This window comes from Rothia sp. P13129 (genome assembly GCF_048512865.1).
Classification (GTDB): Bacteria; Actinomycetota; Actinomycetes; order Actinomycetales; family Micrococcaceae; genus Rothia.
The window spans coordinates 107,965-134,664 of sequence record NZ_JBLXYA010000001.1 but is presented as its reverse complement, the minus strand read 5'-3'; the positions used below and the strand labels follow the sequence as shown (position 1 = coordinate 134,664).

The 26,700-nt window shown below is 48.1% G+C and carries 29 protein-coding genes; 20 read left to right on the top strand and 9 right to left on the bottom strand.

The annotated features are described in order from the left end of the window. Nucleotides 1-47: 47 nt before the first annotated feature. Nucleotides 48-764: a hypothetical protein gene (locus ACN081_RS00640; protein ID WP_419102714.1), complete on the bottom strand. Its 717-nt coding sequence runs from the start codon at nucleotides 762-764 to the stop codon at nucleotides 48-50. Further along, entirely contained in the window at nucleotides 742-1,467 is a 726-nt protein-coding gene (locus ACN081_RS00635) for an HAD family hydrolase (protein WP_419106630.1), read from the bottom strand. Before ACN081_RS00635 ends, ACN081_RS00640 begins: the two co-directional genes overlap by 23 nt. 111 nt (nucleotides 1,468-1,578) lie before the next feature. Here ACN081_RS00635 and ACN081_RS00630 point away from each other — a divergent pair, with 111 nt between their 5' ends. The 9 genes from ACN081_RS00630 (at nucleotide 1,579) to ACN081_RS00590 (ending at nucleotide 10,940) form a co-directional block, all read left to right on the top strand. Continuing rightward, nucleotides 1,579-2,169, top strand: coding sequence for a histidine phosphatase family protein (locus ACN081_RS00630; protein ID WP_419106629.1), 591 nt, complete (start codon nucleotides 1,579-1,581; stop codon nucleotides 2,167-2,169). A gap of 32 nt (nucleotides 2,170-2,201) precedes the next feature. Further along, nucleotides 2,202-2,798, top strand: a complete 597-nt coding sequence (locus ACN081_RS00625) for a histidine phosphatase family protein (protein ID WP_419102711.1) — start codon at nucleotides 2,202-2,204, stop codon at nucleotides 2,796-2,798. A 22-nt stretch (nucleotides 2,799-2,820) separates the two neighbouring features. After that, nucleotides 2,821-3,276, top strand: coding sequence for a VanZ family protein (locus ACN081_RS00620; protein ID WP_419102710.1), 456 nt, complete (start codon nucleotides 2,821-2,823; stop codon nucleotides 3,274-3,276). 131 nt (nucleotides 3,277-3,407) lie between these two features. Continuing rightward, nucleotides 3,408-4,199, top strand: a complete 792-nt coding sequence (locus ACN081_RS00615; protein WP_419102709.1) for a DeoR/GlpR family DNA-binding transcription regulator — start codon at nucleotides 3,408-3,410, stop codon at nucleotides 4,197-4,199. After that, a complete protein-coding gene (locus ACN081_RS00610) occupies nucleotides 4,196-5,158 on the top strand; it encodes a 1-phosphofructokinase family hexose kinase (RefSeq protein WP_419102708.1) in 963 nt (320 codons plus the stop codon). Before ACN081_RS00615 ends, ACN081_RS00610 begins: the two co-directional genes overlap by 4 nt. A gap of 216 nt (nucleotides 5,159-5,374) precedes the next feature. Continuing rightward, the gene (gene ptsP, locus ACN081_RS00605; protein WP_419106628.1) at nucleotides 5,375-7,075 is read left to right on the top strand and encodes a phosphoenolpyruvate--protein phosphotransferase; all 1,701 of its coding nucleotides are present in this window, start codon (nucleotides 5,375-5,377) and stop codon (nucleotides 7,073-7,075) included. 105 nt (nucleotides 7,076-7,180) lie between these two features. Further along, the gene (locus ACN081_RS00600) at nucleotides 7,181-7,459 is read left to right on the top strand and encodes an HPr family phosphocarrier protein (RefSeq protein WP_419101031.1); all 279 of its coding nucleotides are present in this window, start codon (nucleotides 7,181-7,183) and stop codon (nucleotides 7,457-7,459) included. A gap of 219 nt (nucleotides 7,460-7,678) precedes the next feature. After that, nucleotides 7,679-8,779: a lipid II:glycine glycyltransferase FemX gene (locus tag ACN081_RS00595; protein ID WP_419102706.1), complete on the top strand. Its 1,101-nt coding sequence runs from the start codon at nucleotides 7,679-7,681 to the stop codon at nucleotides 8,777-8,779. 106 nt (nucleotides 8,780-8,885) lie between these two features. After that, nucleotides 8,886-10,940 (top strand): threonine/serine exporter family protein, encoded by a 2,055-nt coding sequence (locus tag ACN081_RS00590; protein ID WP_419102705.1) that lies wholly within the window; start codon nucleotides 8,886-8,888, stop codon nucleotides 10,938-10,940. A gap of 9 nt (nucleotides 10,941-10,949) precedes the next feature. Here the strand turns inward: ACN081_RS00590 and ACN081_RS00585 are convergent, their stop codons facing one another. Beyond that, nucleotides 10,950-11,648 (bottom strand): uracil-DNA glycosylase, encoded by a 699-nt coding sequence (locus ACN081_RS00585; protein ID WP_419106627.1) that lies wholly within the window; start codon nucleotides 11,646-11,648, stop codon nucleotides 10,950-10,952. Between the two features lie 122 nt (nucleotides 11,649-11,770). Between ACN081_RS00585 and ACN081_RS00580 the strand changes: the two genes are divergently transcribed. The 5 genes from ACN081_RS00580 (at nucleotide 11,771) to rlmC (ending at nucleotide 16,830) form a co-directional block, all read left to right on the top strand. After that, nucleotides 11,771-12,037, top strand: coding sequence for a DUF3263 domain-containing protein (locus ACN081_RS00580; RefSeq protein ID WP_419102703.1), 267 nt, complete (start codon nucleotides 11,771-11,773; stop codon nucleotides 12,035-12,037). A 117-nt stretch (nucleotides 12,038-12,154) separates the two neighbouring features. Continuing rightward, complete coding sequence (locus ACN081_RS00575) at nucleotides 12,155-12,703, top strand: LytR C-terminal domain-containing protein (RefSeq protein ID WP_419102702.1); 549 nt, start codon at nucleotides 12,155-12,157, stop codon at nucleotides 12,701-12,703. Between the two features lie 265 nt (nucleotides 12,704-12,968). Beyond that, on the top strand, nucleotides 12,969-14,591 hold the full coding sequence (gene groL, locus ACN081_RS00570; RefSeq protein WP_419101025.1) for a chaperonin GroEL: 1,623 nt from the start codon (nucleotides 12,969-12,971) through the stop codon (nucleotides 14,589-14,591). A 192-nt stretch (nucleotides 14,592-14,783) separates the two neighbouring features. Further along, nucleotides 14,784-15,593: an oxidoreductase gene (locus tag ACN081_RS00565; protein WP_419102701.1), complete on the top strand. Its 810-nt coding sequence runs from the start codon at nucleotides 14,784-14,786 to the stop codon at nucleotides 15,591-15,593. Between the two features lie 61 nt (nucleotides 15,594-15,654). Beyond that, nucleotides 15,655-16,830 (top strand): 23S rRNA (uracil(747)-C(5))-methyltransferase RlmC, encoded by a 1,176-nt coding sequence (rlmC, locus tag ACN081_RS00560; RefSeq protein WP_419106626.1) that lies wholly within the window; start codon nucleotides 15,655-15,657, stop codon nucleotides 16,828-16,830. Here the strand turns inward: rlmC and ACN081_RS00555 are convergent. Continuing rightward, the gene (locus ACN081_RS00555) at nucleotides 16,803-17,420 is read right to left on the bottom strand and encodes a GNAT family N-acetyltransferase (protein ID WP_419106625.1); all 618 of its coding nucleotides are present in this window, start codon (nucleotides 17,418-17,420) and stop codon (nucleotides 16,803-16,805) included. The genes rlmC and ACN081_RS00555 overlap by 28 nt on opposite strands. A 147-nt stretch (nucleotides 17,421-17,567) precedes the next feature. Between ACN081_RS00555 and ACN081_RS00550 the strand changes: the two genes are divergently transcribed. From ACN081_RS00550 to ACN081_RS00535, 4 genes are all read left to right on the top strand, one after another. Continuing rightward, entirely contained in the window at nucleotides 17,568-18,164 is a 597-nt protein-coding gene (locus ACN081_RS00550; protein ID WP_419102697.1) for a TetR/AcrR family transcriptional regulator, read from the top strand. Nucleotides 18,165-18,454: 290 nt separating this feature from the next. After that, nucleotides 18,455-19,093, top strand: coding sequence for an isochorismatase family protein (locus ACN081_RS00545; RefSeq protein WP_419106624.1), 639 nt, complete (start codon nucleotides 18,455-18,457; stop codon nucleotides 19,091-19,093). A gap of 5 nt (nucleotides 19,094-19,098) precedes the next feature. Beyond that, on the top strand, nucleotides 19,099-19,875 hold the full coding sequence (locus tag ACN081_RS00540) for an SDR family oxidoreductase (protein ID WP_419106623.1): 777 nt from the start codon (nucleotides 19,099-19,101) through the stop codon (nucleotides 19,873-19,875). 71 nt (nucleotides 19,876-19,946) lie between these two features. Further along, nucleotides 19,947-21,026 (top strand): isochorismate synthase, encoded by a 1,080-nt coding sequence (locus ACN081_RS00535; protein WP_419106622.1) that lies wholly within the window; start codon nucleotides 19,947-19,949, stop codon nucleotides 21,024-21,026. An 18-nt stretch (nucleotides 21,027-21,044) separates the two neighbouring features. On the opposite strand, the gene ACN081_RS00530 is transcribed toward ACN081_RS00535, so the two are convergent. Next, nucleotides 21,045-21,869: a 4'-phosphopantetheinyl transferase family protein gene (locus ACN081_RS00530; protein WP_419102693.1), complete on the bottom strand. Its 825-nt coding sequence runs from the start codon at nucleotides 21,867-21,869 to the stop codon at nucleotides 21,045-21,047. 111 nt (nucleotides 21,870-21,980) lie between these two features. Here ACN081_RS00530 and ACN081_RS00525 point away from each other — a divergent pair, with 111 nt between their 5' ends. After that, complete coding sequence (locus ACN081_RS00525) at nucleotides 21,981-22,907, top strand: RNase H family protein (RefSeq protein ID WP_419106621.1); 927 nt, start codon at nucleotides 21,981-21,983, stop codon at nucleotides 22,905-22,907. A gap of 92 nt (nucleotides 22,908-22,999) precedes the next feature. On the opposite strand, the gene ACN081_RS00520 is transcribed toward ACN081_RS00525, so the two are convergent. From ACN081_RS00520 to ACN081_RS00505, 4 genes are all read right to left on the bottom strand, one after another. After that, complete coding sequence (locus tag ACN081_RS00520; RefSeq protein ID WP_419102691.1) at nucleotides 23,000-23,290, bottom strand: WXG100 family type VII secretion target; 291 nt, start codon at nucleotides 23,288-23,290, stop codon at nucleotides 23,000-23,002. 162 nt (nucleotides 23,291-23,452) lie between these two features. After that, entirely contained in the window at nucleotides 23,453-24,928 is a 1,476-nt protein-coding gene (locus ACN081_RS00515) for an ATP-binding protein (protein WP_419106620.1), read from the bottom strand. Nucleotides 24,929-24,940: 12 nt separating this feature from the next. After that, nucleotides 24,941-25,645 carry a response regulator transcription factor gene (locus ACN081_RS00510; protein ID WP_419102689.1) on the bottom strand — a complete coding sequence of 235 codons (705 nt, stop codon included), beginning with the start codon at nucleotides 25,643-25,645 and terminating at the stop codon, nucleotides 24,941-24,943. A 66-nt stretch (nucleotides 25,646-25,711) separates the two neighbouring features. Further along, nucleotides 25,712-25,966 carry a hypothetical protein gene (locus tag ACN081_RS00505; RefSeq protein ID WP_419102688.1) on the bottom strand — a complete coding sequence of 85 codons (255 nt, stop codon included), beginning with the start codon at nucleotides 25,964-25,966 and terminating at the stop codon, nucleotides 25,712-25,714. Between the two features lie 61 nt (nucleotides 25,967-26,027). On the opposite strand from ACN081_RS00505, the gene ACN081_RS00500 reads away from it, so the two are divergent. Continuing rightward, a complete protein-coding gene (locus ACN081_RS00500; protein ID WP_419102687.1) occupies nucleotides 26,028-26,564 on the top strand; it encodes a DUF3027 domain-containing protein in 537 nt (178 codons plus the stop codon). Nucleotides 26,565-26,700: the final 136 nt, after the last annotated feature.

Here is a 26,700-nt window from a genome sequence, read left to right as displayed (position 1 = left end):
TCTTAGAGAGTTTCACCCCACCCCTTTTACCGTGTTCAGTATTTTTGTTATCGTCCACTAATCCATGATGAATCGTAGAAATCTTCATCGTCATGGCGTTTTTTATCTTTTGCAAGATCTTGAGCTAGACGTTGTTGCGCGTAATCGGTGGGGCGAATAATGCTTTCATCATCGTCGACAGGGGTATAAACCGATAAGAAGTTAATACCGTAGATAAGTGCTGCAACCAGAAGAAAGAGCAATGAAAGCTCATTCCATAGGACAACGTGGCTTCGAGTAAGAGCAATCTCTTCATGCTCAAAAATCTTCGGAATGATGCTCATACTTGCTATGGCGCACAGCACCCCAAGAACTGCTAGAACATGGGCGATACGAAACCACCGTTTATGGCGTCGATGAATGTTCAACGTACGATAGCCGTCGCCAAGGAGCCTGATATAACGGCGTCTTGCCATCATCAAAATAGTGGTACCAACACCGAAGATGATGATTCCAGCAACTGTGACCACCAAATGTGAGCTGATAAGACCCAATGTGCTGCTTAACAACCCAATGAGAATGACCGTGAAGCTCAGCCCCGAGACCATTCGCATTTTTGCGTTGAGCAGTCTTTGCTCTGATACAACGGTGTCGGTATCTTCTGGTGCTTGAGGCATCTCCCAGAACTCGCGGTAATACTCGAGTTCTTCTTCATCCATCTGGTCAAAACGAAGACCGTACTTCCCGTTGTTCTCCGAATGGTTAGAGGTTGGGGTGGTGCTCACGGTATAGCTCTATCCATCGCTTAATTTGGGTGAGGAACTTTTCGTCACGGAAGCTATCGAAATGCCCCTGAGCTGCTGGAGCATGCTCAATATCTTGGGTGTACACCATGGTAACGGTTCCAGCTGTTTGAGCCGCACGTGTTCCCGTTGCAGAATCTTCAAAGGTGAGGGTGTCTGCAGGGTTTCCGCCGAGGCGACGGATAGCTTCTAAATACATATCGGGTGCTGGTTTAGGTTGAGCAACCGCATCTGAACCAACCCATGTTTGAAGGTACTGGCTATATTGGTGGTGATTGACTTTGTAGGTCAATAATTCTTGACTGCTATTGGAAGCTACCGCAACCGGCATGACTTCAGCTAGTAATGCCATGACTTCTCGAGCTCCTGGTATGAGCTGAACTCCATCACGAATCACATCGTGTTCTACACTCATCAAGTGGTGCAGAATTTTCTGGTAGTGTTCTTCTGCTGCTGTTTCGGTGGCGTCGTTGGGTAGTGTCTTATCTGCGAGGGTGCGGGCAACCGCGGGAGCTGCTGCCCCGACTAATTGCCGTTCAATATCGGGAGTTAGCTCTGTTCCGTACTCTTTGAAAATTTGTTTTTGGACGGCATTCCAGCTGCGTTCAGAATCGATGAGTATTCCATCACAATCGAAGACGGCACACGTAGGAAACCATGCGGGGTCAACAGAATGAGTAAACATAGCTTCATTGTTTCATATTCATGAAGTTGGTGGAAGATACACCAAGAACTGTGCCTTATCTCTATACTTCAAACTCTTCGCTTCGTCTAAGAGTTTGAGATAATAAGAGGCATGGGTTCTTTATCTTCTGATTTTTCTGCTCGCATGGTATTGATTCGTCACGGGCAAACAGCGTGGAATGTTGAGCGCCGTTTTCAAGGCCGTAGCGATATTCCGTTGAATGATACAGGCCGAGGGCAGGCCCAAGAAGCCGCTCAAAATCTCACTGACTACCAGCAACAGATACGTGAACACACTCCTGAGTTTACTTGGGAACTAATCGTCACTTCTCCGCTTTCGCGCGCTTATGAGACAGGAAAAATCATTGGTGAGCATCTAAACCTAGATATTTCTGGTACGCATGAAGGACTTCAAGAACGCTCCTTCGGTGCTGCTGAAGGACTCGTCGCAACGGACTATCATTGGCGTGATATTCAAGAGCAATTCTCCGATGTTGAACCTCTCTCTGAGATGATTCAGCGCGGTATCAATGCTCTTAAAGAGATCGTCGCTGAGCACCCTAACTGCCATATTATTGTGGTGGCTCATGGTCTATGGATTGCTCAAATTATGACAGCGTTGACTGGTGAAGAACACAGTATCCCCGAGAATGCGTCGGTGACTGAACTTCCACTTCACATCCTTGAGTCTTATCAAGGCTAGAATTGTTCCCACTAACATTTGAAGGAAAATATATGCCTGATGTAGAGCCTCTTCTGACGGGTTCTTTGCTAATGATTCGTCATGGGCAAACAGACTGGAATAAAAAAGGCCTTATGCAAGGCTCTACTGATATTGAGTTGAACGAGGTAGGACGTGAACAAGCTCTCTATACTGCTCAGAAACTAGCTCAGGAGGGCATTCGTTGTGATGTGATAGTGTCTTCTCCTTTGTCTCGGGCGTTTGAGACAGCTCAAATTGTTGGCAACTATTTGGGTGTGGAGGTTTCGAGAACGTATGAGGGCCTCGTTGAACGTCATTATGGAGAAGCTGAAGGGCAAGACATTTCTTTGGAAGCTCGACGAGAACCAGATGCCTTTTATCAAGGAGTCGAATCAGAACGTTCAGTGTACGTTCGCGGTATCAAAACTTTACGTCAGATTGTCTCAGACTATCCTGGACAACATATTATTGCGGTCTCTCACGGCTCATTGATTCGTCGTGTGCTCAGTGCTTCTCGAGGAGAAGAATGGAAAGAAGCCGTACCTAATGCTCAGGCTCTGGAGATTCCTCTTGCTGGCTTATTCCGTTGGGCGGAAGAGAATGAGCCTCTTCTGGTGGGTAAACCATAGGATATTTGAGTACGAGGTTTTGATGTTTGTTCCATCTGCACAGCGGCTGTTATACCGTGCAGCTCAGCTAAGTTTTGGGCTATATCTTCTGGCGTTGGGTTTTATCGTCCTTTGGCCAAGACATATTGATGATAATAGCGGTGGTTTATGGCTGGCTGAGTTCTTAGCGCACTCGCATGAGGCGGGATGGTTGCCGTCTTGGTTTACGTATTCGACCGTGGAATGGTTGAGTAACGTTATTTTATTTGTGCCAGGAGGCTTTCTAGGTACTTTACTCATTCGGCGACGATACCGTTCTTACGTGCCGCTTGTGGGTTTTTTGGTAACGTGTACGATTGAGTGTATTCAGTTGTTTTTACCACAGCGTACAAGTTCTTTTTTAGATATTCTTGCTAATACTTTAGGAGCTTGCCTCGGTTGGGTCTTTGCGGTGGTAACGTTGAAGTATTCCTCGTATCGGTTGCGTCGTAGGGCTTAACTCGGGTGAGAGAATAACAACACATATTATTGTGTGGGTTCGTCTCTTATTACATTGACGAAACAACATAAACCCACATAAAATCAAATTCACAAGGCTTATTCATTTCCACAATACAAGGTGATTTTCTTATGTTCGCTGAAGAACGCCGCGCTGAAATCGCGAAGCTCGTTGCCACCGCGCGTCGAGTCAATGGCGCAGAACTAGCGCGCCGTTATGAAGTCACAATGGAAACAGTTCGCCGAGACTTAGCAGCCCTCGAAGCTGAGGGACGCCTACGACGAGTCCACGGCGGTGCTGTTACCGTAGAACAATCTACCTCCGTAGAATCTTCTATCGCATCTCGACAGAGAGAAAATAATCCAGAAAAAAATCGTATTGCACGCAAAGCATACGAACTCCTTCAAGAATCCGATGCCGGAGCTATCGTTCTTGACGCTGGAACAACGATACAGATTCTCGCTGATTGTATCGCCGCAGAAGACTTCAGCCTCAAATCTGGGGCAGACCGCCTCATCATCACACATGCTTTACACATTGCCGTCAAGCTAGCTGAAGCTGACGGCATCATCCTCGACCTCATTGGCGGACAACTCCGAAAAATGACGTGGGCAGCTATCGGCTCACGCACTGCAGAACACTTTGCCTCCATTCGCCCCGATATTGCGTTTATCGGAGTCAACGGACTCGACGCAGACTTCGGACTCAGCACCCCCGGAATTAACGAAGGAACCGTTAAAACCGCGATTGTGAAATCTGCCCGTCGAGTGGTACTCCTCTGCGACTCAGCAAAGTTCGGACGAGAATCACTAGTACGTTTTGCGGGGCTCGAAGACATCGACGTCCTCATCACCGATAAAGCTCCAGACGGTGATTTAGCTGCCGCACTTGAAGAATCCAATGTAGAGGTACTGATCGCATGATCATCACATTAACTGCTAACCCAAGTATGGACCGTACCGTAGAACTGCCCGGAGTCCTCCAACGAGGGGCAGTCATACGAGCTGAACACGCTGTAGACGACCCCGGCGGAAAAGGCGTCAACATCGCCCGCGCCCTCAAAGTATCTGGCTTCGACACCGTCGCGATACTTCCCGGTGACGACGAAGACGCCGTCCTAGGATGCCTACGCGAAGAAGACGTCAGCTTCACCAACATGCCCATCGGCGCGCCCATACGCTCAAATATCACCATCGTTGAACCAGACGGAACCACCACCAAAATCAATGCTCCCGGTGAACCTCTCAACGACGTGGCACAACAACAACTCACACGTCTCCTGATTAAAGAGACTCACGACGCCTCATGGTTAGTTCTTGCAGGCTCCCTACCCTCGGGTGTTCCCAGCGACTACTATGCAGTAGTCGGTCGCGCTATTCGTGAGGCTCAAGGAGAAAAAGCCCCACTCATCGCGGTCGATACATCCGGTACCGCCCTACGTGACGCCGTCACCGGACAGGACGGCATGCCAAACCTCATCAAACCTAACGCCCAAGAGCTGGCTGAACTCGTCGGTACACCAGAGGCATGGGAAGACCTCGAAAAAGATGCTGAACTGACCGCACGTACAGCTAAAGAGCTAGTCGACCGTGGCATCGACACCGTCCTCGCCACCCTCGGCAGCAACGGCGCTGTTCTCGTCACACGAGAAGGCGCATGGCACGCCATACACGAACCTGTAAAAGTCCGCAGCACCGTCGGAGCAGGGGATTGCGCTCTTGCCGGCTATCTAATCGCCCACGAACTCGGCAAAACCCCCGTGGAATGTTTAGTACAAGCTGTAGCTCAAGGCTCAGCTGCTGCAGCACTACCAGGTACTCAAGTTTCGACCGTAGCAGAAACTCGCACCGACGCCGTGAGCGTTCGAGAGATAACCCTCTAGTTTCTCTATGGCCTGAAGTAGTGACTTCTTGAAACCATAAAACTATGTTTCAAGAAGCCAATATCATTTCTGATAAGGGAGGAGCGCTCGCCTGCTCTAGATGATGTCTACACAACTATAAACAAAAAGGGAATCTTGTCTAAGGCGTAAGCATTGCTCAACGTACACGCAAGATATAGCGATATTTTCGATACATAAGGAATAGAGGAACTCTCCATGACTACTACCTATAAAGGCGTTGGCGTTTACGCCGGTCGCGTTATTGGTCCGGTACTTCAGATGCCAGACCCCATCAAAGAACCTAAAGCAGGCTTGCCGCTAGCCGAAGGCGAAACTGCAGAACACGCCGCTGAGCGTATTCAGCAAGCAGCTCAGGCGGTCAAAGCTGATCTTCTAGAGCGTGCCGAAAACGCAGGACGAGACGGAAAAGCCGTCCTCAAATCTACTTCTCAGATGGCAACTGACCGCGCACTCCTTAAAGGCGCTATTAAAAAGGTAGAGGCACAAGGCCTAGCCCCCGAACGTGCTATCTGGGAAGCTGCTAGTGACTTTGCACGGCAGATGGAATCACTTGGCGGTTACATGGCAGAACGCGTTACCGACATTCATGACGTGCGTGCTCGTATCGTGGCAGAACTGACCGGACAGCAAGCACCAGGCGTACCTAAATCAAATGAGCCCTTCATTTTGGCTGCTGTAGATCTTGCTCCTGCTGACACCGCAACTCTTGACCCCTCTCAAGTTATCGCATTGATTACTTCTGACGGTGGACCTCAAGCACACACCGCAATTTTGGCGCGTGGGCTTGGTCTTCCTGCTGTTGTTGCTGCTAAGGGTGTTACCGAAATTCCTAACGGAACCAAGGTATATATCGATTCCAACGAAGGCATTATCGAGACTAGCCCTACTGCTGAACACGAAGAAGCAGCTGCTAAATATGCAAATCGTAAGCCTCTACCTGACTTCACCGGCAAGGGTGAACTATCCGACGGAACCCACGTTCCCCTCTACGCTAACGTTGGTGACGGAAAATCTGCAGAGAAGGCTGCTAGCAAACAGGCTGAGGGCGTTGGACTGCTCCGCACCGAATTTGGCTTCCTCGGTAACGACACCGAACCAAGTGAAGAGACTCAGGCAGAGACCTACAAATCAGTATTTGATGCTTTTCCCGGTCAACACATTGTTGTTCGTACCCTTGACGCAGGTGCAGATAAGCCCCTTCCCTTCTTGAACGTTACAGAAGAAGAAAACCCTGCCTTGGGTGTACGCGGATTCCGCACCGATAACGCTGTTCCCGGTGTTCTAGAGCGCCAGCTTAAAGCTATTAAGCGTGCCTCTGACGCTACTGAAGCTGACATCTGGGTGATGGCGCCGATGATTTCAACGACCTCTGAAGCTCGTAAGTTCAAGAATATGTTGGACAAAGCCGGCCTCAAAACTAAAGGTGTCATGGTAGAGACCCCAGCTGCAGCCGTAAATGCTGAAGCTATTTTGGGTGAAGTTGATTTCATCTCCATCGGAACCAACGACCTCACCCAATACACCATGGCAGCAGACCGTCTTTTGGGCGACCTTGCTCACTTGAACAACCCATGGCAGCCTGCAGTCTTGAAAATGATTAAGCTCACTGTTGAAGGTGCACGTAAAGCATCAGAAACCCACGGCGTCAAAAAATATGTTTCGGTGTGTGGTGAAGCAGCATCAGATCCTGCCTTAGCTGTTGTTCTCGTTGGACTTGGTGTAGACACCTTGTCCATGAATGCTGGTGCTATGGCAGCTGTTGCAGCAGTTCTTCGCTCCGTTACTAAAGAACAAGCGGCAGAAATTGCGGCTGACGCTTTGGCGCAGATTTCTTCTGCAGAAGCTAAAAACGCAGCACGTAAGAAACTCCCTGTTCTTGAAGAACTCGGTCTCTAAAAACAAACCGACATAGGCTGGTTTGGTAGTGCAAAACCTATCCAATCTGTCCTAGACTCGATAGTGGGATAACTTTTCCCACACTCTTATCTCAAGGAGAAAATCATGGCAGAACGTATCGCCACCATCGCAAGCCGTGTTGGCCTGCACGCACGCCCAGCAGCTATCTTCGCAGAAGCAGCTGGCGACCTTCCCGTAGAGGTAACCATCGCCGCTGAAGGCGAGCCAGCAGATGAGGCTATGGACGCAGCTTCCATCTTGTCTTTGATGTCTCTTGGCGCAAAGCACGGCGACCGCGTTGTTCTTCGCGCAGAAGGCGAAGGCGCCGAGGAAGCTCTCGAATCTCTTGTAAAGATTCTTGAGACTGACCACGACGCTGAGTAGTCTTTAAACAATTTGTCGATGCCCCGTCTTGTATGCAATGTATGAGGCGGGGCATCGTCATGACATTACGTTCTACGCTAAGCACCTATTTCTCAGAAAATGCTTCCTGTCACATCAAGTCAGGCTGTATTCCGGTGGCGTAGGTCGTTACACTTAGAGTTTGATACAAACAAGAACAAGTGCAAGAAAAACCTTGCACCGATGTGGAAGTTGAGGCCCTTGCGAGAATTTACAGCGCGTTTTGCCACTGCAGAAGAAATAGCGACATGGGATGAGCACGTTATTGCTAACCCCAATGGCGGAAACCTCTTGCAGTCAGCATCATTTGCATCAGTAAAAGCTAAGCACGGCTGGAAACCTCTATACCTCGTATATGAAGGTACAACAGAGGTCGAAGGTGCTGAAACTTCACTGACCAGCTATAACCTTATTCTTGAAAAAAGTGTGCCTGCACTTGGAAAAGTCTGGTACATGATTAAAGGCCCAGACGTCTACAGCGTAGAAGATGTCCCTGCCATTCTTGAAGCAAGTAAGCGTTTCGTAGAAGAGAATAAACTTGGCGTATTCCTGATTAAAGTTGAGCCAGATATTCTCGCTGATGAACAGACCAACGCTGTTCTCTCAAAAGCTGGTTTGGTTAAGTCATGGAATATTCAGCCTAACGATTCTACTGCCATTCTTGATACTGACAAGAGCGAAGAAGACGTTCTCAAATCTCTTCACTCTCGAGGGCGTAACGCCGTTCGTCGTTCTGCCCGTGAAGGTTGCGAAGTGGAACGTGTTGAGCTGACTGATGAAAATATGCGCACCATGTATGCGCTCATGGACACTGTCGGACAAGGCTCAGCAAATGTCCACCTCCGGTCATACGAGTATTACCGTGACTTCTGGACAACTTTTGAAAAAGCTGGTCAAGGACGCCTCTACTTCACCTATGAAGACGGCGAACCCTCCGTTGGTGCTTACGTGATTCGTTATGGCGATAAAGGAACTTATAAAGATGGTGGTTCTAAGCCTCGTCGTAAACAATATGGCGACTCACATCAAGTACAGTGGACTGCCTTGACAGACCTCATGAAGGAATACCAGATTAAGAGCTATGATTTCTGCGGTACTCCGCCTAAAGATCAGCTCAAAAATAAAGAACACCATCACTACGGTTTAGGTCTTTTTAAGACATCCTTTACAAAAACCGTCATTGACTATGTTGGTGTCTGGGATTATGTTCTTTCTCCGGCAAAATACACCATATGGAATCGTCTTGCTGAGAAGGTTATGCGTGGTCTCTGGGTCCGTAAAACAGGGCAACCTTTCTACTAAACCGTAGGATAAGCCCAGCTACGTATTGTATTTTTGTGTAACGAGAACACATCAGCACAATAAGACGTGATGGCAAATCTTTTGACGCAATTCGGCGGAGGTGGCAATGTCTTTTAGCACTCATTCGGATGAGCAGCTACAACAAAAGGCATACCCCTCCGCCGCTGCCTTTGACCAAGCAACGCCAGAACAACCGAGCTCGCAAGCGTTCGGTGCAACAGTCTCGCTTCCTCGAGCTGGAACATCGCAACCTGAAACGAAAACCCCTACCAAAATGCCGGGCAATATGCCTGCTATTTCATTGGACCGGGTACAAGATACTGCTCTTCGTCAGGCATTAGAGAATAAACAAGTTGAGCAGACACCTTTTAGCCCGAACATATCGGCTGTTGCTCCTGCTCCGGTTGAGAATCTTGCCCCCAACAGCCCATTTGGGGATGCCTCTACGGGCATTCAACCTGATCAGCATGCGGTGTCTTCTGCTTCTAGCCCCTTTGAACCGTTACGGACACTAGAGCAAGAACCTATTGCTCCGCTAACTAGTGGTATTCCTCTTGTGTCCACGCAACAATCAGCGGTTTCTGCTACGGGGATGCAACAAGGTAGTTACCCTTCTGTATCGCCTGCAACAACGTCTATCCCTAAAGTCGAACCTAAAAATACTAGGGGAGGTTGGGTTTCTTCTTCTTTACGTTCTTTTGTTCGCGCAGACCCTTCTTTGACCGCACCTATTCGTGGTTTGGGGCGTATTGCTCAACGCCAGTTTTCATTATCGACCCGACGTGATCGTGAGAAGCTTGTACAAGAGAAAGAACAAGCACGAGACGTACTGAACTTTACATTACGTCTTGCTGAAACGATGTTTCACTATGGTGCTGACGCCATGGATGTGGATTCTGCTATTGTTGCTGTTTGCTCCGCGTATGGGCTTGAAGACGTTGAAGTGGATATTACCAATCAGTCAGTGATTATCAACTATGTTTCTGACGTTGACGGTCATGTAGAAATCCTTGATTCACGACGTCGTACTCTCAAAGAAGAACGTTTCAGTCATACTGTGGTGCGCGTGGTACGTTCCACCTCTGATAATTATGCTTCTTTGGCTGATATATACCGTCTGATTCATAAGATTACCCACCGCGGTATTGACCGTGAAGAAGCTGAAAAAACATTAAATGCGATTAACGCTCAAAAGAAACCATACTCACCGATGGTGGTGTGGTTAGCAAATATTATTGCTGCTGGAACACTTACCATGGGCATTGGTGGTAGCGGTTATGCTGCGGCGTTATCTGCAATGGTATGGGTCATCGTTCATTTTATTACTCGAATCATGAACAAAATGGGGATGCCTAGCTTCTTCAATATGGCTGCTTGTGCTGCAGTGATTACCTTTGTCGCGATTTACGCTACAGATGACGGCTCAATCCTGCATAGTATTGGGTTGAACGTCTCTGGTCCTCACATTGTTGCTGCCGGACTCATCATGCTTTTACCGACCTTTAGGTTAGTGTCGGCGGTGCAAGACGCGATTAACGGTTTTCCGGTCACTGCTGCGGGTCGTTTTGTGTCTACAGGTATGTCTTTTTTGGGGCTTGTTGTGGGACTCGCTAGCGGTGTGACCGTATTGTCGATTACAACGGCAACAACTATTGACGTATCGCAGTCGGTTTTTGCGAAACCAACTATCGTCGATAACATCTTCTGGATGACAGTCGCTACCCTTGCTATTGCTATTACAACTCATGCACGGTTGAAAACATTGTGGTGGATTGCGCTAGTAACTTTAAGCGGGCTGAGCACTTACCACGTGTACACCTTTTTCTTGGGAGAAGGTGCAGGGCGCGGTAATACGGCGGTAGCAGCTTTCGTTATTGGTATGGTTAGCACATATTTGGCATACCGTCTGCACGCCCCACAAGCCATATTTGCGATTCCGTCTCTAACATTCCTCCTACCTGGTTTGTCATTATTCCGAGGTATGTACTCTTTTACGGTAGAGACCGACACCCTCAACTCAATGCCCGGCGTTATCACCGCTGCGGCAATTATTGTTGCGATGGCTTCAGGCGTTGCGTTGGGGCATTACCTCATGCAGTGGCTGATTCAACGTTTTGGGCGTGAACGAGAAGACCTCTCCACAACCGTCTTTGATCGTTAGCCTAACGTTTTAGGGTGCTATAGGTATTGACGACGGAAGTCGCCAGTCAATAGGCTCTGCTCCTTGTTGAACTAGCAATTCGTTTGCTTTTGAGAAGGGTCGTGATCCAAAGAATCCGCGTGATGCCGATAAAGGTGATGGGTGTGCTGATTCGATACAGGGGTAGGGTGAGATAAGAGTTTTCGTATTTCGTGCATCTCGTCCCCACAGTATGGCGACAAGCGGCTGTTTTCGTTGGATGAGAGCTTCAATTGCGCAGCTGGTGATATTTTCCCACCCTCTATTTCTATGAGATCCGGCTTCTCCTGCACCAACAGAAAGTACACGGTTGAGAAGAAGTACTCCTTGCTGTGTCCACGCGCTGAGGTCGCCATGTTCTGGCGGGGTAATGTTCATATCGGAGGATAGTTCACGATAAATATTTTGAAGTGAACGTGGGATAGGGCGCACTTGCGGGTGTACAGAGAAGGACAGCCCCATCGCATGCCCGATGGTGGGGTAGGGGTCTTGCCCAATGATAAGAACTTTAACTTGTGCTAGCGGTTCTTGGAAGGCTCGGAAGATGTGCTGTGAGGGCGGTAGCGTGCGTCGTCCAGCTTGGTGCTCTTGCCGTAGAAAATCACCCATGGCACGGATATTGTGTTCTACTGGGGCTAGGGCTTCAGCCCAGTCTGGAGACATAATTTCTTTAAGGGGTAAAGCGGGCATGAGATTCCGTTCTCACCGTTTGAATGGTTGCTATGCGTCACCATATGTGTATTTTTAGGCAGAACACATAAGATACAATAGGGCTTTTTATCATACCGTTTTAAGGAAGGTCGGGGAGTGATATGCACGAAGATACTTCTGAGTTGGACGCTCCTCAGCACACTATCGATACGGGGTTAACAGAACAAGAAGAAAAGATGATTGCTTTAGAGAAGCAACGTTGGCGTTATCCTGGGACGAAAGAACGAGTGATTCGAGAACGTTTGGGATTAAATCCAACAGCGTATTATCAGATTCTTAACGAACTGATAGATTCTCCTCGTGTCATTGCTCAGGAACCAGCGTTGATGCGTCGGTTAAGGGAACAACGCGACAATTCTAAGCCCTGAATTTTCGGTGTCTTGAGCTCTTTATGATGATAGTCCACGGAAAATAAAAGGGTTTTTAGGTTGTAGCCTGTGTACTCTAGATGGAAGAACTATTGCTTGTAGCTATCGGAGATTAATGTGAACTCGTATCCTCATGATGAATTCGACGACGTACCTGAAAATTCAAAACGTCGTGGTGCTTATCGTGGTGAGCCTCTAGGTAATGCTCATGCTACGAGGCAGACTCTTCTGATTGTTGTTGCTGGTGCGCTTGCGCTTCTGGTGGGTGCAGTCATGTTTGTGGTTCAGCCACGCACTCTTTCTCCGGTGGCTTCTGAAACAGGCTCTGCGAGTGCTACTGCTTCAGAAAGCGCTGTGACTCCAACTTATGCTCCTACTGATCCTGCTGATATTAAGGTTGAGGTTTATAACTCTTCGGCCTATACGGGTGCTGCTTCAGAACTGACTCAGCGTGTGGAGGCTTTAGGCTATCCTGTGCCTGTGACAGAGAATTGGAAGGATACGCCTGTGTATGTTTCGACAGTGTTTTATTCTGCCGGTTATGAGCAGCAGGCTAATACTTTGGCTGATGCGTTAGGTATTGGTTATATTCAAGAGCGTTCTTCTGGTTCTTCCCCGTTGTATGTTGTTCTTGCCTCTGATTATCTTCCTGCCGTTGCCCCGTAATCTGTGCGCTATGGGCGATTAAGTGTGTTTGTTCTTTCAAGAGGTTTGCGCTCTGTGCTTTGAGGTGTCAAAATTGTTGTTAGCACTCAAAGTCTCCGACTGCTAAATCCTAGTGCTAGATTCGCGGTAGGTAGCTTTGAGAATATCTACTTTCATCTTGTGAGATGTCTTTATAAGTTGTGAAGAACATGGCTTATAGAACATCGTCCGTCGCGGGCACAACTGAGAGAAAAATACTTTCTTAGTCCAGGAGGGATTAAGCATAATGGCAAAGCTCATTGCTTTTGAAGAAGAGGCACGTCGTGGCCTTGAAAAGGGTCTGAATACCCTAGCAGATGCTGTGAAGGTTACTCTCGGACCTCGTGGTCGTAACGTTGTTTTGGAAAAGTCTTGGGGTGCTCCCACGATTACCAATGATGGCGTTTCTATCGCTAAAGAAATCGAACTCGAAGATCCATACGAGAAGATTGGCGCAGAGCTGGTCAAAGAAGTTGCTAAAAAGACCGATGACGTTGCTGGTGACGGTACCACTACTGCAACTGTTCTTGCTCAGGCACTTGTTCGTGAAGGCCTCCGCAACGTTGCTGCTGGTGCAGATCCTCTCAGCCTCAAGCGCGGTATTGAGAAAGCTGTTGAAGCGGTTACCGCTGAACTTCTTTCTTCTGCTAAAGAAGTTGAGACTGAAGAAGAAATCGCTGCAACCGCATCTATCTCTGCTGGCGACACCGAAATTGGTAAGCTCATTGCAGAAGCTATGGAAAAGGTCGGCAAAGAAGGTGTCATCACTGTTGAAGAGTCCAATACTTTTGGTCTAGAGCTTGAGCTCACCGAAGGTATGCGCTTTGATAAAGGATTCCTCTCCGGATACTTCGTCACTGACCCAGACCGTCAAGAAGCAGTCCTTGAGGATCCTTATATTCTCATTGTGAACTCCAAGATCTCTAATGTGAAAGATCTTGTACCTGTTCTTGAGAAGGTTATGCAGGCTGGTAAGCCACTTCTTATCATCGCAGAAGATGTTGAGGGCGAAGCTCTTGCACTACTGGTTTTGAACAAGATGCGTGGTTCTATCAAGTCTGTTGCTGTCAAAGCTCCTGGCTTTGGTGACCGTCGTAAAGCTCAGATGGCAGATATCGCTATCTTGACTGGTGGACAGGTTATTACCGAGGAAGTCGGTTTGTCGTTGGACCAAGCAACTATTGACCTTCTTGGCTCTGCACGTAAGGTTGTTGTTACTAAGGACGAGACCACCATCATTGAAGGTGCTGGCGACGCAGCTGCTATTGAAGGTCGCGTAGCTCAGATTCGTGGCGAGATTGCTAACTCCGATTCTGATTATGACCGTGAGAAGCTTCAGGAGCGCTTGGCTAAACTTGCCGGTGGCGTTGCTGTTCTCAAGGCTGGTGCTGCAACTGAGGTTGAACTCAAAGAACGTAAGCACCGCATTGAAGATGCTGTTCGTAACGCAAAGGCAGCTGTTGAAGAAGGCATTGTCGCCGGTGGTGGCGTTGCTTTGATTCAGGCTGGTACTAAAGCCTTCGAGAAGCTTGAACTCACCGGTGATGAGGCAACTGGCGCAAATATCGTCAAGGTTGCTATCGACGCACCGTTGAAGCAGATTGCGACCAACGCTGGTCTAGAACCCGGTGTTGTTGTTGATAAGGTTCGCGGTTTGCCTGCTGGTACCGGTTTGAACGCTGCAACCGGTGAGTACGAAGACCTGATGGCTGCTGGTATCAACGACCCTGTTAAGGTGACTCGTTCTGCGTTGCAGAACGCTGCTTCTATCGCTGGTCTCTTCTTGACCACTGAGGCTGTTGTTGCTAACAAGCCTGAACCTGCTGGTGCTGCACCTGCTATGGATCCTGGTATGGGCGGCATGATGTAATTTTTTCAACGATACGTTGAAAATTTTCTGTGGGGCGGTGCTCCGATACTTTACTGGTATCGGGGCACCGTCTTTTAGCATGAGAAAGGGAAAACCCCTCAGACGTTGTGGCTGGTTTCTTCCTCTTAGAGAAGGAAAAAGTGGGAATTAAAGAGTATTCTGAACGTACGATGGATTGATGAAGGAAGAACAATGAGTGCAGTCATCATTATTACAGGTGCTTCTAGCGGAATCGGATATGACGCGGCAGTGAGCTTAGCTCAGCAAGGGCATCGCGTGTACGCTGTGGCTCGGCGGGTTCAGCTGATGGAGCCGCTGAAACAATACGGTGTGACGCCACTATATGCTGATGTGACGGATGAAGAAACTATCAAGAAAGTGGTGGATTTCGTCCTAGCTGAAGCGGGCCGTATTGACGTGCTCATCAATAATGCCGGCTATGGGATGTACGGTGCGATTGAAGATGTCTCTTTAGCCGAGGCTCGACACCAATTTGATGTTAACGTTTTTGGGCTGGCTGCTTTTACTCGTGCTGTTCTTCCTGCGATGCGTGAAGCAAAGCGCGGAAGAATTATTAATGTGTCTTCTATTGCTGGACGTTTAACCACTTCATTTGGTGGTTGGTATCACGCCACAAAATATGCTTTAGAAGGGCTCAGTGATAGCTTGCGTATGGAGCTTGAACCCTTGGGCATTGAGGTGGTGCTCATTGAGCCTGGTGCTATTGCTAGTCAGTGGAGTGATGTGGCAATAGAGAATTTGGAGAGGGTTGCTGAGGGTGGAGCCTATGAGAATTCTGCTCGGGCGACTGCAGAGCGGATGCGTCAGCTTTATGCTCGGTGGGCTTCTGATCCTCAGGTGATTACTCGTGCGTTGGTACAAGCTGTCTCGGCTTCTCGTCCGAAGACTCGTTATGTTGCTGGTTTTGGGGCGCGTCCTCTTCTTTTGGCTCATTCTGTGTTGCCTAGCCGGTTGTGGGATAAACTCGCTCGCGGGAAATAACGTGATGAGGTAAAGCTCGTATCTGAGTAAACGGTCAGGACTCCGGTAGGATAGTTGAGCTATGCAATGCCACTATTTTGATACTCACCAATGTTTTTCGTGCACTGAACTGGATGTTCCTTACCCAAAACAACTTTCCGCTAAAGAACGTCATATGCGTGAACTAGCGGCAGGATACCCACAGATTAAGTGGCTCGACGCTGTTCTCAGTCAACAGAAAAACTTTCGAAACAAAGCAAAAATAGTGGTTTCTGGAACCAGCTATCACCCCGTACTCGGTATCGTTGATGGTTCTTCTGGGCAAGGGACTGACCTGAGCCAATGTCCTCTTTACGAGCCTGCTTTGTTAAAAGCTATGCCGGTTCTTAAAGAATTTATTACTCGGGCTCAGCTGACTCCCTACCACATTAAAACGCGTAAAGGAGAGCTCAAAAATATTCTCATGACAGCGTCTTCTTCGGGGGAGTTGATGGTGCGTTGCGTTCTGCGTTCTAAAAAGTTAATTGTTCCTATCAAACGTTCTTTACCGTGGCTTCAAGAACGTTTACCGCAGCTTCGGGTTTTTTCTGTCAATCTTTTACGCGAACCGATTGCACGAGTTGAAGGTGAGGAAGAAATTATTCTTAGCTCTGCCCAGACTCTTGCAATGACGGCGAACGATATCACCTTACATTTACGACCGCAGAGCTTCTTCCAAACGAATTCTTCTGTTGCTGCAGCTTTATACCGTCAAGGACAAGAATGGGTTTCTGAGCGTAACCCAGCAAGTCTATGGGATCTTTATTGTGGTGTGGGTGGGTTTGCTATACACGCAGCACAAGTGATGTCGTCAGATGCTCGTGTGACCGGTATCGAGATTAGTGCTGAAGCTATTGAGAGCGCTCATCGTACGGTGGCAGATATGGGTCTTAACAATACTCATTTTGAGGCAATGGACGCTACAGCCTTTGCCCTTGAGAGCCAGAAACGTGGGTTCTCTTTACCTGAGATGTTGGTGGTGAACCCTCCTCGTCGCGGTATCGGGGCGGTTCTTTGTCAGTGGATAGAACAATCTGGTATTGATACGGTGCTGTACTCTAGCTGTAATGCAAAGACGTTAATAAAAGATTTGCAGAATATGCCTTCTTATCAGCCAGTGCAAGGCAGGGTGCTAGATATGTTTGCTCATACTCAGCATTATGAGGTGATGGTTCTGTTACGTCGTCAAGATTATTCTTCTGAATCGTCGAGTGGATAGCATAGCTGAAAAGTTTTTGTAGGTGCGGTGGGGAGTACGAGCCGGTGAAAGAACTGGGTGAGTTGCCGATAACTGAGTGTTGTGAACCCTACCTTGTTGAAGAAAGTGTGGGCTTCGATATCGTCCTCTGGCACTTCTAAGGTGAGTGAGGTTTTTCCTTCTTCATGTGCGAATTCTTGAATCTTTTCCAAAAGTTCGGTAGCTACCCCTTGGCGTCGGTGATTGCGGTCGACAAGGAGTATTTCTACTCGTGCGGTGTACTCATCAATCTCTATTTTGCGTGAACGGTATATTCGTAGTGCTATCCAAAAGAGAAGGCTTTTGAAGTATGAAAATTCTTTGCGAATAGAAGCGTAGGGGATGTCTAAGGCGTGAGGATATTCTGATGTCTCGACAACAGCAAATCCAACAATTTTGCCATTTCGACGAACACTAAATGATTGTTCGGGGTTAAACCTGCGGATAATGAGGTGTATAGCTCTTTGTTGCTCTTCTGGTGTGCTGGATGGCCGGCGTACGAAATGATGGTATTTGTCGCTAATGAGCTGAGCAACAGCTTGTCTATCTGCTTTATTGAGCGATTCAATCATATGTTCTTACCGTTTCGACATGGTGACCTACGTAAAAACCCTACGTGGGGTGTGAGAAAATCCGCAATGACCAACGAGGTCTTATTATGTAGGATAGTAGACAATACGCCGTATAGTGTTTACCAAATAGGATTTGGAGATATTAAAATGAAAAAAGTTCAACGAGCTGACCGTCGAGTACGCAAAACTCAATCAGCGTTATACCTTGCCCTAGCGGATTTATTGCAACACAAGAAGCTCAGCTCCATCACTGTTAGCGAGCTAGCAGAGAAAGCTGATATTCATCGCGCAACTTTCTACTCGCACTATTCTGATATATCAGAACTCTACTCACAAATTCAAGAAAGTGCACTAGCAGAGCTCAGCAGTATTCTAGATCCAGACCCTGTTAACGGTAAAAATATGAATAGCCGTGAAGTGTTTGGTGCGTTCATGCAATTTGTGCAAGGTAATAAAGAAGTCTGCCGCATGCTCCTCACCCAACGTGGCGCTGGAAGCTTCTTTGAGGTGCTAAGCAATAGATTAGAACGTGAATATATTGATATCTTCTGGAGCTCTCTAAAAGGTGTTGTTCCAGCTCAACAGCTCTCTCTCTTTGCAAACTATCACTTGCAAGGATGCTTGGCGGTATTTACCATGTGGGCACAGCAAGGATACGAGACTCCTGCCGAGATTATTACCTCAACCCTTGCCACTATTGATACACATTACGATAAGTTGCTCAATGAGCTAGCTCAACAATAAGAATAACTTTCTTGCGATTCTTTGGACTTTGTTTTCTTAGCCTGAGGTGAGCACCCAACGTGGGTGTTGCGATAAAAATTCACAACAACTTACGGCGTATCGGTTGTTGTGGGTGCATGGTGCAGACATGAGATTATAGCTGCCTGCCTTGAACCGTACATGTAGTGATAAAGCATGTAAAGAACCATAAATTAGGTTTACTGTATTGAAAACATAGGTAAACCTAAATAGCATGTAGAGGGGTTTTCTCCGCCCCTCACACTCTTGGCAGGAAAAGGACGGTACATACAATGTCTCTCAAAACAATACCAACCTATACGTATAGGTATACCCCGTATGAAAAACGTGCCACATGGGAACTTAACCCACATCAAGCCGCGTTGCTCGTCCACGATATGCAGAACTATTTTGTCTCCATCTTTGAAGACGAAAATAAAGGACAAATTCAACAGGCTATTCACAACACCTCTGCCCTCATCAACGCTGCACGAGATAGCGGAATCCCTGTCTACTACACGGCACAGCCACCACGCCAACATCCCGATGATAGAGCACTACTGACTGACATCTGGGGCGAAGGGCTACAAGAAGACGCTGACGCAGAAATTATTCCCGCACTAGCGCCTACCCAACAAGACACCGTCCTCACCAAATGGCGTTACTCAGCCTTCGCAAAAAGCACCTTCGAAGAAGACCTCAAACTCAGTGGCAGAAACCAACTAATCATCACCGGAGTCTACGCACACATCGGTTGTATGACTACCGCTCTTGACGCATTTATGCGCGACATACAAGTATTCTTCACCGCTGATGCCCTTGCTGATTTCAGCCAAAAAGAACACGAACTTGCCTGCGACTATGTTGCTCAACGATGCGGTATCGTCACCTCAACCCAAGACATTCTGACAGCATTATCTCGTCAGGACTAACCACCATGAATACCACAACACCACTTGTCATTGTTACCGGCGCCTGCGGTGGCATCGGCGCAGCCGTCACCCAACACCTTCTGACAGAAGGCTACGCCGTTCTTGCCTGCGACACACAAGAACAAATACTCTCAAACACACAACACCCCACTGAAAAATGTGAATACTACCCTTTAGACGTTACCGACGAAACCTGTGTACAACATCTAGGAGATTACCTTCGTCAACGTCACCAGCCAGTACAAGGACTCATTAACTGCGCTGGGATTGTTCATGCTGCTCCTCTTCTCGAAACGACCCTAGAACAATGGCGCACCGTCCATGCCGTCAACGCTGACGGGGTATTCTTAGTCACTCGAGAAGTTGCCCAATACATGATAGAACAACAACCACAAGACCCGACAAACAGTCGAGGTATCGTCACTATCAGCTCAAACGCTGCAAACGTACCACGCGCCGAATTTGGAGCCTACGGAGCGTCAAAAGCTGCCGCAACACGAGTCACAACAAGTTTTGGGTTGCAACTTGCCCCACACGGAATCCGCGCAAATGTTCTATGCCCAGGAACAACACGCACTCCCATGGTCACCGACTCATGGAACGGCGAAGACCTCAGCCAAACACCCATTAAAGGATCATTAGAAAACTACCGTTTAGGAATACCCCTAGGACGTATCGCAGAACCAGAAGACATCGCAGAAGTCGCAACATTCCTTCTAAGCCCACGCGCTAAACACGTCACCATGCAAAGCCTTACCGTTGATGGTGGGGCAACCTTCTAAAACCTTGATCGGGGAATCAACGCTTCCTCATGCTAACCGTCCCCGTCTCGATAGAAAGAACACCATAACCCATGCCCACAAACGAGTACCCTGCCTTTCAATTCACCTATGGAGACACTTGCCTCAGAGCACTCGGACAGCTAGAACCAGTTAACGAAAAAGACGCTCTCAAACGTGCTCAAGAACGCGGAACTGGCGTTATCGGAGTCATCCCATTTGACCCTCAAGAACCTGCACTTCTATACGTTCCCGAAACGATTGAACGAACACCTGCCCCAACAGTTCAAGAAAAAACCTGCCCCAACCCAACGCGTATTGAGGGTATCGACAACCCCGAATACCGCCAGAATGTTGGGAGAGCTGTCGAAAAAATGAACAACGGAGAACTCGACAAAGTGGTGCTCTCCCGCCTTCTTCATGTCTACTACGAAGAAGACCGCCCAACATTAGAGAATATTTACCATAACCTATGGGCACAACAACCACGCGCCTATGTGTTCTCGATGAAACTCTCCGACCAAAGCTACTTAATGGGAGCCTCCCCAGAACTTGTATTTGGCGTCGAAGACGGAGTCTTTACCACCTTCCCTCTCGCCGGAAGCTCACCCCGCACAGCTCCCATCGGGAGCACCGAAGACGCACAAATCGGTGAAGCACTCATGCGCTCAGCTAAAGACCGTGCAGAGCACGCTACCGTTGTTGCCGATATCAAAAGATGCCTATCGCCAGTGACCGAAGAACTTCATGTTCCGGCAACTCCACAACTGATTAACACTCCGCAACTATGGCATTTGGCCACAAAAATTACAGGACGTCTCAAAGATGGTATGAGCGCTTTAGACGGCGCTCGAGCTATCCACCCGACTCCTGCAATTTGTGGCTACCCAACACATACGGCACGTCAGGTTATCCGCGAATTAGAAAGCTTCGAAAGAGGATTCTTCGGCGGTCTTGTAGGCTGGATGGACCCCTCTGGAGACGGACAATGGGCGCTCGTTTTGCGATGTGCTCAGGTTGAACCTGAGCACATCACATTATTTGCAGGAGCTGGACTCGTCAAAGCCTCAACCCCAGATAGTGAACACCGTGAGACGGGAACTAAGCTCGGTTCCTTTGGACAGGCCTTGAATATCAAGACCGTATCTTCATAGTGTGAGCCGGCAACAGACTTATAGCGTTTTGACACGTTGTGGGGATAACGGAATACTTTGCTTGATGTCGTAGGGCTTGGTAACGGGGTGTGCCTTGACTGTACGGTCTTGGTTTGTCGCTACGGCTATGACAAATTCACCTTGCACAAACCAGTGCAGATAAAACTGTTGTTGGTACCCCTCAATGTTGAGAGTTCCCGTCGCCTTATAGCCAGAGATATCGAGTAGGTTTTGGGGCGGGTCGAGAAGTTTCACCTGAACTTTTTGGGGGCCTGCTACAAGTCCGTGTCCGGTAGCTTTGAGGACGGCTTCTTTAGCTGTCCACAGTAACAACCTTAATAATGTTCGGTTCTCTTCTGGGCATTCGGCGATGATAGTTTTTTCTTCTTCGGTGAGAGTGACTTTGTCGTATCCGTCGAGGAGATTTCCGCGCATTCTTTCAATATCGATGCCGAGTAATTGAGCCTGTGGATCTTGACTGTCTTCTGCAAAATATGCGCCGGCAACCATTCCGTGGCTTCGTGACATATTGAAGTTAATACCAGAAATCCGCGGTTTTCCATGTGTTGCTTTTGGATCACACAGTTGGCATGTCCTATCGACAGGAATATGAGCGGCGTGGGTGGGGCGAATATCTAATGCGCATGCGGCGATACACCGCATGAGGGTTTGTTGCGCGGCGTAATTGAGTGCATCCTCAGGGTTACGATACTGGGCTGCTTTCGTCTGTTCGGCGATACCAACATAGGACAACCATGTGATGCCGTGTCCTGAGCGAAGAATCGCTGACGGCAACATATATAGATGAACAGATTGTCGATCTGTCTGTGGGTATGCGCTCATACAGGCTATTCTAGATGTTTTTATGTTTGAACACCGGTAGCACCAGAAACACATAAGAGCGGATAAGCTAGGGTGTGAAGAATCTACGTCCTTGAGGAAGGTCTTGTTGAAATGACACAAGAGATTATTGCCGCAACAGATGGGTCAGCATTAATGAATCCTGGACCGGCTGGATGGGCGTGGTATATCGACCCCGATAACTGGTCAGCAGGTGGATGGGAGCACGCAACAAATAATCAGGGTGAATTACGGGCGGTACTCGAACTCTTTGAAGCCACTGCGCACCTTCCTGAACGTAAACTTATAGTTCTTTGTGATTCTCAGTACACCATTAACGCGGTGACTAAATGGTTGCCAGGGTGGAAGAAAAAAGGGTGGAAGAAAGCAGACGGTAAACCCGTTCAGAATCAAGAGCTCATTCAAGCGCTTGACCAAGCAATGCAAGGGCGGGACTACGAATTTGTGTGGGTTAAAGGGCACTCTGGGCAAGATATGAATGAGGCTGCAGATACTCGAGCTAGAGATGCTGCCCTGTCGTTTCAACAAGGAACACCGACACCTGCTGGACCGGGCTTCAACCTTGACTTGCCCTCAGCAGATGAAAAGACTCCTCTGCCACAAGAAAAAAAGAAGGCTACCTCTGCCCTTCACGGTCAAGAAAGAGAAACCTTAAACATTGAGGATGCTCTTGAACTCGTTAAGGGCTATGAACAGACCCTGTATCAGCCTCACTATTATGAGCAGGAACAGTATTTAGAAAAAGTATTGGGTGAAAACTTCTGGTGGGTGACATATCAGGGGATACACACACAACGTTCACTCGCCGTGGAATATCGTACACGTGCTTTTTATGCGCAAGACGAACCAACTTTTATCAGCTGTGAGATGCTGGGCGATTCTGTGATTCGTCTTTTGTCTCGTGTAAGGACTCGCCACGTTCTGGTTATACGTACCAGCTTATGGACTCAAGATACTACGAGTGAGTTAGGGTGGGTGTTATCTTCACGGCAAGATACCGTGTGCCCTCAAGAACCCTAAAATTCTGGGGAAATACCTTAAGCTTTATCACGATTAAGTTAGGGCAGGAACACTACAGCCTAGAGCTGGTAGCGTTCCTGCCCCTGCGCTTACTATCCGAGGAACATGGCAGCGTTTGCTGATTCTGTATCAGCATAATTAACACCTGCACGTGAGAGCGCCTCATTAATGTGAGCAATAGACTGCTCTACTTGTTGTTGTGTTGCCCTCCACTGAGCAAGCACACCTTGAAAGTTGAGTGAAGCAGCACCAGTCCAAGAACCTTCTAAATCTTGTAAGGAACTGGTGAGCCCATTAACTTCTGCGATAATCGAATCAATTTGTGCGCGTGCCGTGGCGCTTTTCTGGCTAATCATCTCTGCGTCAACAAGGAACTGTGCCATGATGTCTCCTAAAAATGTTCTATAACGAAGTAGAAGAACGTATCTTCTGACTTTTACATTAGGGAGATAGACGTCATCTCAGTAGCTCATTAGGAAAATTGTGGATAAACAGGTGCTATTAACGCGGTATGAGCTAATAATCCACAGACGCAGATGTGAAATTTATGTTTCACGCGAAACGCCATCTCCAGTGTAGCTGGGAAAGCGTAATCTGAAGGTTGCCCCTCCGCCAGTAGTTTCTAAGACCTCAACCTGTCCTTCATGCTGGGCAACGATACCGGCAACAATAGCCAGACCAAGCCCCGTGCCTCCCGTTTCGCGAGTGCGCGAAGTATCAGCACGATAGAACCGTTCAAAAACTCTCTGGCGGTCTTCACCGTGGATACCTGGTCCGTGGTCTCGAACCTCAATCTGAGAGAATTGCTGACCGTCTTCCGTGCTGACTGTTCCGACTGCTATCTCAAGAGGTGAGCCCTGAGGAGTGTAGCGAATAGCGTTAGTCATTAGATTTGCAATGACTTGTCGCAAGCGAGAATCATCTCCATACACATAAGCACTTTCAGGGGTAGTGTGTTCTGATAGCCCAACCACTTGAACGGTTCTATCTGGAGACGTGGCAAAAGCGTCATGGGATGCGTCTTGAGCTAAATCAAGAAGATCAATAATGCGATTCTCTAACTCGCGACGCTCATCGATACGAGCCAGGGTGAGCAAATCCTCAATCAATTGCCCCATACGTTTCGACTCTGCTTCAATACGACTCATGGCGTTTGCTACAGCTTCTTCACTTTGTAAAGCACCTTGGCGATATAGCTCAGAATACCCGCGAATAGAGACGAGAGGAGTTCTTAACTCATGAGAAGCATCGCCCACAAAACGACGCATCTTCACTTCGGAGTTTTTCTGCACCTCAAAGGCTTTTTCGATATGGCTCAACATAGTGTTGAGAGAGGCTGAAAGATGACCAATTTCAGTGTATGGGTTGTATTTTTCCATACGCTGTGAAAGGTCACCTGCCGCGATACGTGCGGCTGTTTTTTCAACTCGAGCTAGTGGCTCAAATGCTCTTGTTACCATGACCCAGCTCATAGCGACTGAGGCAAAGAGCGTTGCTACACCAAAAGTGAGCGTCAAAATAGCAACTAGTGCAACCACCGCATGCGTTTGTCTCAATGGTGTAGCAATAATGACAGAATAATCAAGGTCCCCATAATCAATGGGGAGAATACGCCACTCAGCTTTACCGTTAACAGATTTAACGGTGATTCCTTTATGAGAAAAACGGGACACCTTCTCATGCGTCCAGCCCGAAAGATCTGGTGTCGAACTTTGAATGGATGATGCTCCCACCAAAGACGAGAGCACTATTCCTTGGTCATCTAAAAGATACGCTTGATACCGAAGAAGAGAACTCGTGCTGGGTTGATGAGGTCCTTCTGTGAGATAACTTGTGAGAGTTTGAGCGTTTGAACTCATCTCCTCATCAAGTTGTTCTATCATTTGCCCACGTAGAGCAGATATAGCAACCAACGAGGTTACTGAAATTGCTAGGGCTAAGAGCAAGCTAGTTAAAAGAACCAACTGGGTACGCAAAGAGAGCGCGCCCAGTTGTCCTATTTTTTGACGAATCTTAGTCACAATAACTCACGTTTATTTTGCGGTGCGTAAGAGATACCCAACGCCGCGTTTGGTATGAATCATTGGTGGCTGATCTGGAATATTATCAATCTTCCTACGTAGGTAGGAGATATAAGACTCTACGATAGAAGCGTCCCCGTTGAAGTCATATTCCCAAACGTGGTCAAGAATTTGAGCTTTGGACAGCACGCGGTTTGGGTTGAGCATTAAATAGCGTAGTAGTTTGAATTCTGTGGGGGAGAGGTCAATCTCTCGGTCTCCTCGAAATACTTCGTGTGCATCATCGTCGAGGATGAGATCTCCGACGCGTAGACGGGAGTCGTCTATTTCTCCTTGATGTGTTCGGCGTAATACCGCACGGATACGTGCAACGACTTCGTCAAGGCTAAAAGGCTTCGTGACGTAGTCGTCTCCACCTACTGTTAACCCAGCGACTTTGTCTTCGGTGGAGTCTTTAGCAGTGAGGAAGAGAACGGGGAAGAGCCTTCCTGCTGCACGGAGTTTGCGAGTGACGGTGAATCCATCAAGGTCGGGCATCATCACGTCAAGGACCGCTAAATCAGGGTTTTCACTCTCTGCTTTTTCGAGTGCTTCACGACCGTTAGATGCAGTGACAACCTCGAAGCCGGCGAACCTGAGTGAGGTTGCAAGTAATTCAAGGATGTTTGGTTCATCGTCAACGACGAGTAATTTTGCTTCAGGTTGATTTGTGTTCACGGTCTTATTCTCACTCTTAAAGCTGGGAGTCTGCTGAAAGACAGATATATATAAGCTGACTCTTTGCTAAGACTTTGAATGTCCTCTTTGCGCTTTACGCCCCACCATAGCCACCACAAGAGACATCACCAAACTCAAAAACCCCACCGGCAACAGCACCATCGCACCCCACGTCAAAACATGAGGAGCCTCACCTCTAAGCCATATGAGAAATAACATTACAACGCCGCTTAACACCCCAAGAACAGTGCATAGAGCACCACAAAAACTCAAAATAGAAACCGCCAATGAAGACGACATTACGGGAGAACTCTCAGTCATATACATACCGTATCAACCAAACACCGAGCAAAGTTTCTCATTTCACGCTTTAATAGAAGGTATGTCCCAACAGATAAAGAACGATACAATCCCCGCGGAGCCATCCACCTCAGAAGAGCATAGCTCCGCCCTATCTGAACACCCTCACGATGACAGCAACGCACACCCTCCTGCAACCACCCAGACTGCAGAACCAACACTAGGTGCACCCACTAAACGACGTCGAACTAGCAAAGTCGATACCGTTCTTGCTCAAGCAAAAGATATTGCGCTCGCCGGAATCCAAGAGATTACCTCCGCAGAAAACATCGGTATCGTTCACCACCTACGTGGAGAAGAAGAACGCCTCACCACACACCTCTTTGAATGCACGATGTCCGGATACCGAGGCTGGTTCTGGTTTGCGACACTTTCTCGAACACCGCGTTCTAAAATCGCCACCGTATGCGAAGTAGGACTTATCCCCGGAGACGATGCACTCCTCGCCCCAGCATGGGTTCCTTGGTCTGAGCGCATGAGCGCCATTGAAGAAGAAAACGCCGAAAACGCCGACCTCGAAGACACCACCGAAACTGAAGACCTCAACGACGCACAATAACCACACACATCTAAGGACTGATTTCTACGAGTAAGAGAACTCCACACGCCGAAACTCTCCCGCAGGAGAAAACCTCCTCACCCCCTGCAACAACGCTCACAACTGAACGCAACGGGCCCCAACCGGTACATGGCAA

Coding starts and splice junctions, on each gene's coding strand:
- ACN081_RS00635 (WP_419106630.1), bottom strand. CDS start 1,467: ATGTTTACTCATTCTGTTGACCCCGCATGGTTTCCTACGTGTGCCGTC.
- ACN081_RS00630 (WP_419106629.1), top strand. CDS start 1,579: ATGGGTTCTTTATCTTCTGATTTTTCTGCTCGCATGGTATTGATTCGT.
- ACN081_RS00625 (WP_419102711.1), top strand. CDS start 2,202: ATGCCTGATGTAGAGCCTCTTCTGACGGGTTCTTTGCTAATGATTCGT.
- ACN081_RS00620 (WP_419102710.1), top strand. CDS start 2,821: ATGTTTGTTCCATCTGCACAGCGGCTGTTATACCGTGCAGCTCAGCTA.
- ACN081_RS00615 (WP_419102709.1), top strand. CDS start 3,408: ATGTTCGCTGAAGAACGCCGCGCTGAAATCGCGAAGCTCGTTGCCACC.
- ACN081_RS00610 (WP_419102708.1), top strand. CDS start 4,196: ATGATCATCACATTAACTGCTAACCCAAGTATGGACCGTACCGTAGAA.
- ptsP (WP_419106628.1), top strand. CDS start 5,375: ATGACTACTACCTATAAAGGCGTTGGCGTTTACGCCGGTCGCGTTATT.
- ACN081_RS00600 (WP_419101031.1), top strand. CDS start 7,181: ATGGCAGAACGTATCGCCACCATCGCAAGCCGTGTTGGCCTGCACGCA.
- ACN081_RS00590 (WP_419102705.1), top strand. CDS start 8,886: ATGTCTTTTAGCACTCATTCGGATGAGCAGCTACAACAAAAGGCATAC.
- ACN081_RS00585 (WP_419106627.1), bottom strand. CDS start 11,648: ATGCCCGCTTTACCCCTTAAAGAAATTATGTCTCCAGACTGGGCTGAA.
- ACN081_RS00580 (WP_419102703.1), top strand. CDS start 11,771: ATGCACGAAGATACTTCTGAGTTGGACGCTCCTCAGCACACTATCGAT.
- groL (WP_419101025.1), top strand. CDS start 12,969: ATGGCAAAGCTCATTGCTTTTGAAGAAGAGGCACGTCGTGGCCTTGAA.
- ACN081_RS00565 (WP_419102701.1), top strand. CDS start 14,784: ATGAGTGCAGTCATCATTATTACAGGTGCTTCTAGCGGAATCGGATAT.
- rlmC (WP_419106626.1), top strand. CDS start 15,655: ATGCAATGCCACTATTTTGATACTCACCAATGTTTTTCGTGCACTGAA.
- ACN081_RS00555 (WP_419106625.1), bottom strand. CDS start 17,420: ATGATTGAATCGCTCAATAAAGCAGATAGACAAGCTGTTGCTCAGCTC.
- ACN081_RS00550 (WP_419102697.1), top strand. CDS start 17,568: ATGAAAAAAGTTCAACGAGCTGACCGTCGAGTACGCAAAACTCAATCA.
- ACN081_RS00545 (WP_419106624.1), top strand. CDS start 18,455: ATGTCTCTCAAAACAATACCAACCTATACGTATAGGTATACCCCGTAT.
- ACN081_RS00540 (WP_419106623.1), top strand. CDS start 19,099: ATGAATACCACAACACCACTTGTCATTGTTACCGGCGCCTGCGGTGGC.
- ACN081_RS00535 (WP_419106622.1), top strand. CDS start 19,947: ATGCCCACAAACGAGTACCCTGCCTTTCAATTCACCTATGGAGACACT.
- ACN081_RS00530 (WP_419102693.1), bottom strand. CDS start 21,869: ATGAGCGCATACCCACAGACAGATCGACAATCTGTTCATCTATATATG.
- ACN081_RS00525 (WP_419106621.1), top strand. CDS start 21,981: ATGACACAAGAGATTATTGCCGCAACAGATGGGTCAGCATTAATGAAT.
- ACN081_RS00520 (WP_419102691.1), bottom strand. CDS start 23,290: ATGGCACAGTTCCTTGTTGACGCAGAGATGATTAGCCAGAAAAGCGCC.
- ACN081_RS00505 (WP_419102688.1), bottom strand. CDS start 25,966: ATGACTGAGAGTTCTCCCGTAATGTCGTCTTCATTGGCGGTTTCTATT.
- ACN081_RS00500 (WP_419102687.1), top strand. CDS start 26,028: ATGTCCCAACAGATAAAGAACGATACAATCCCCGCGGAGCCATCCACC.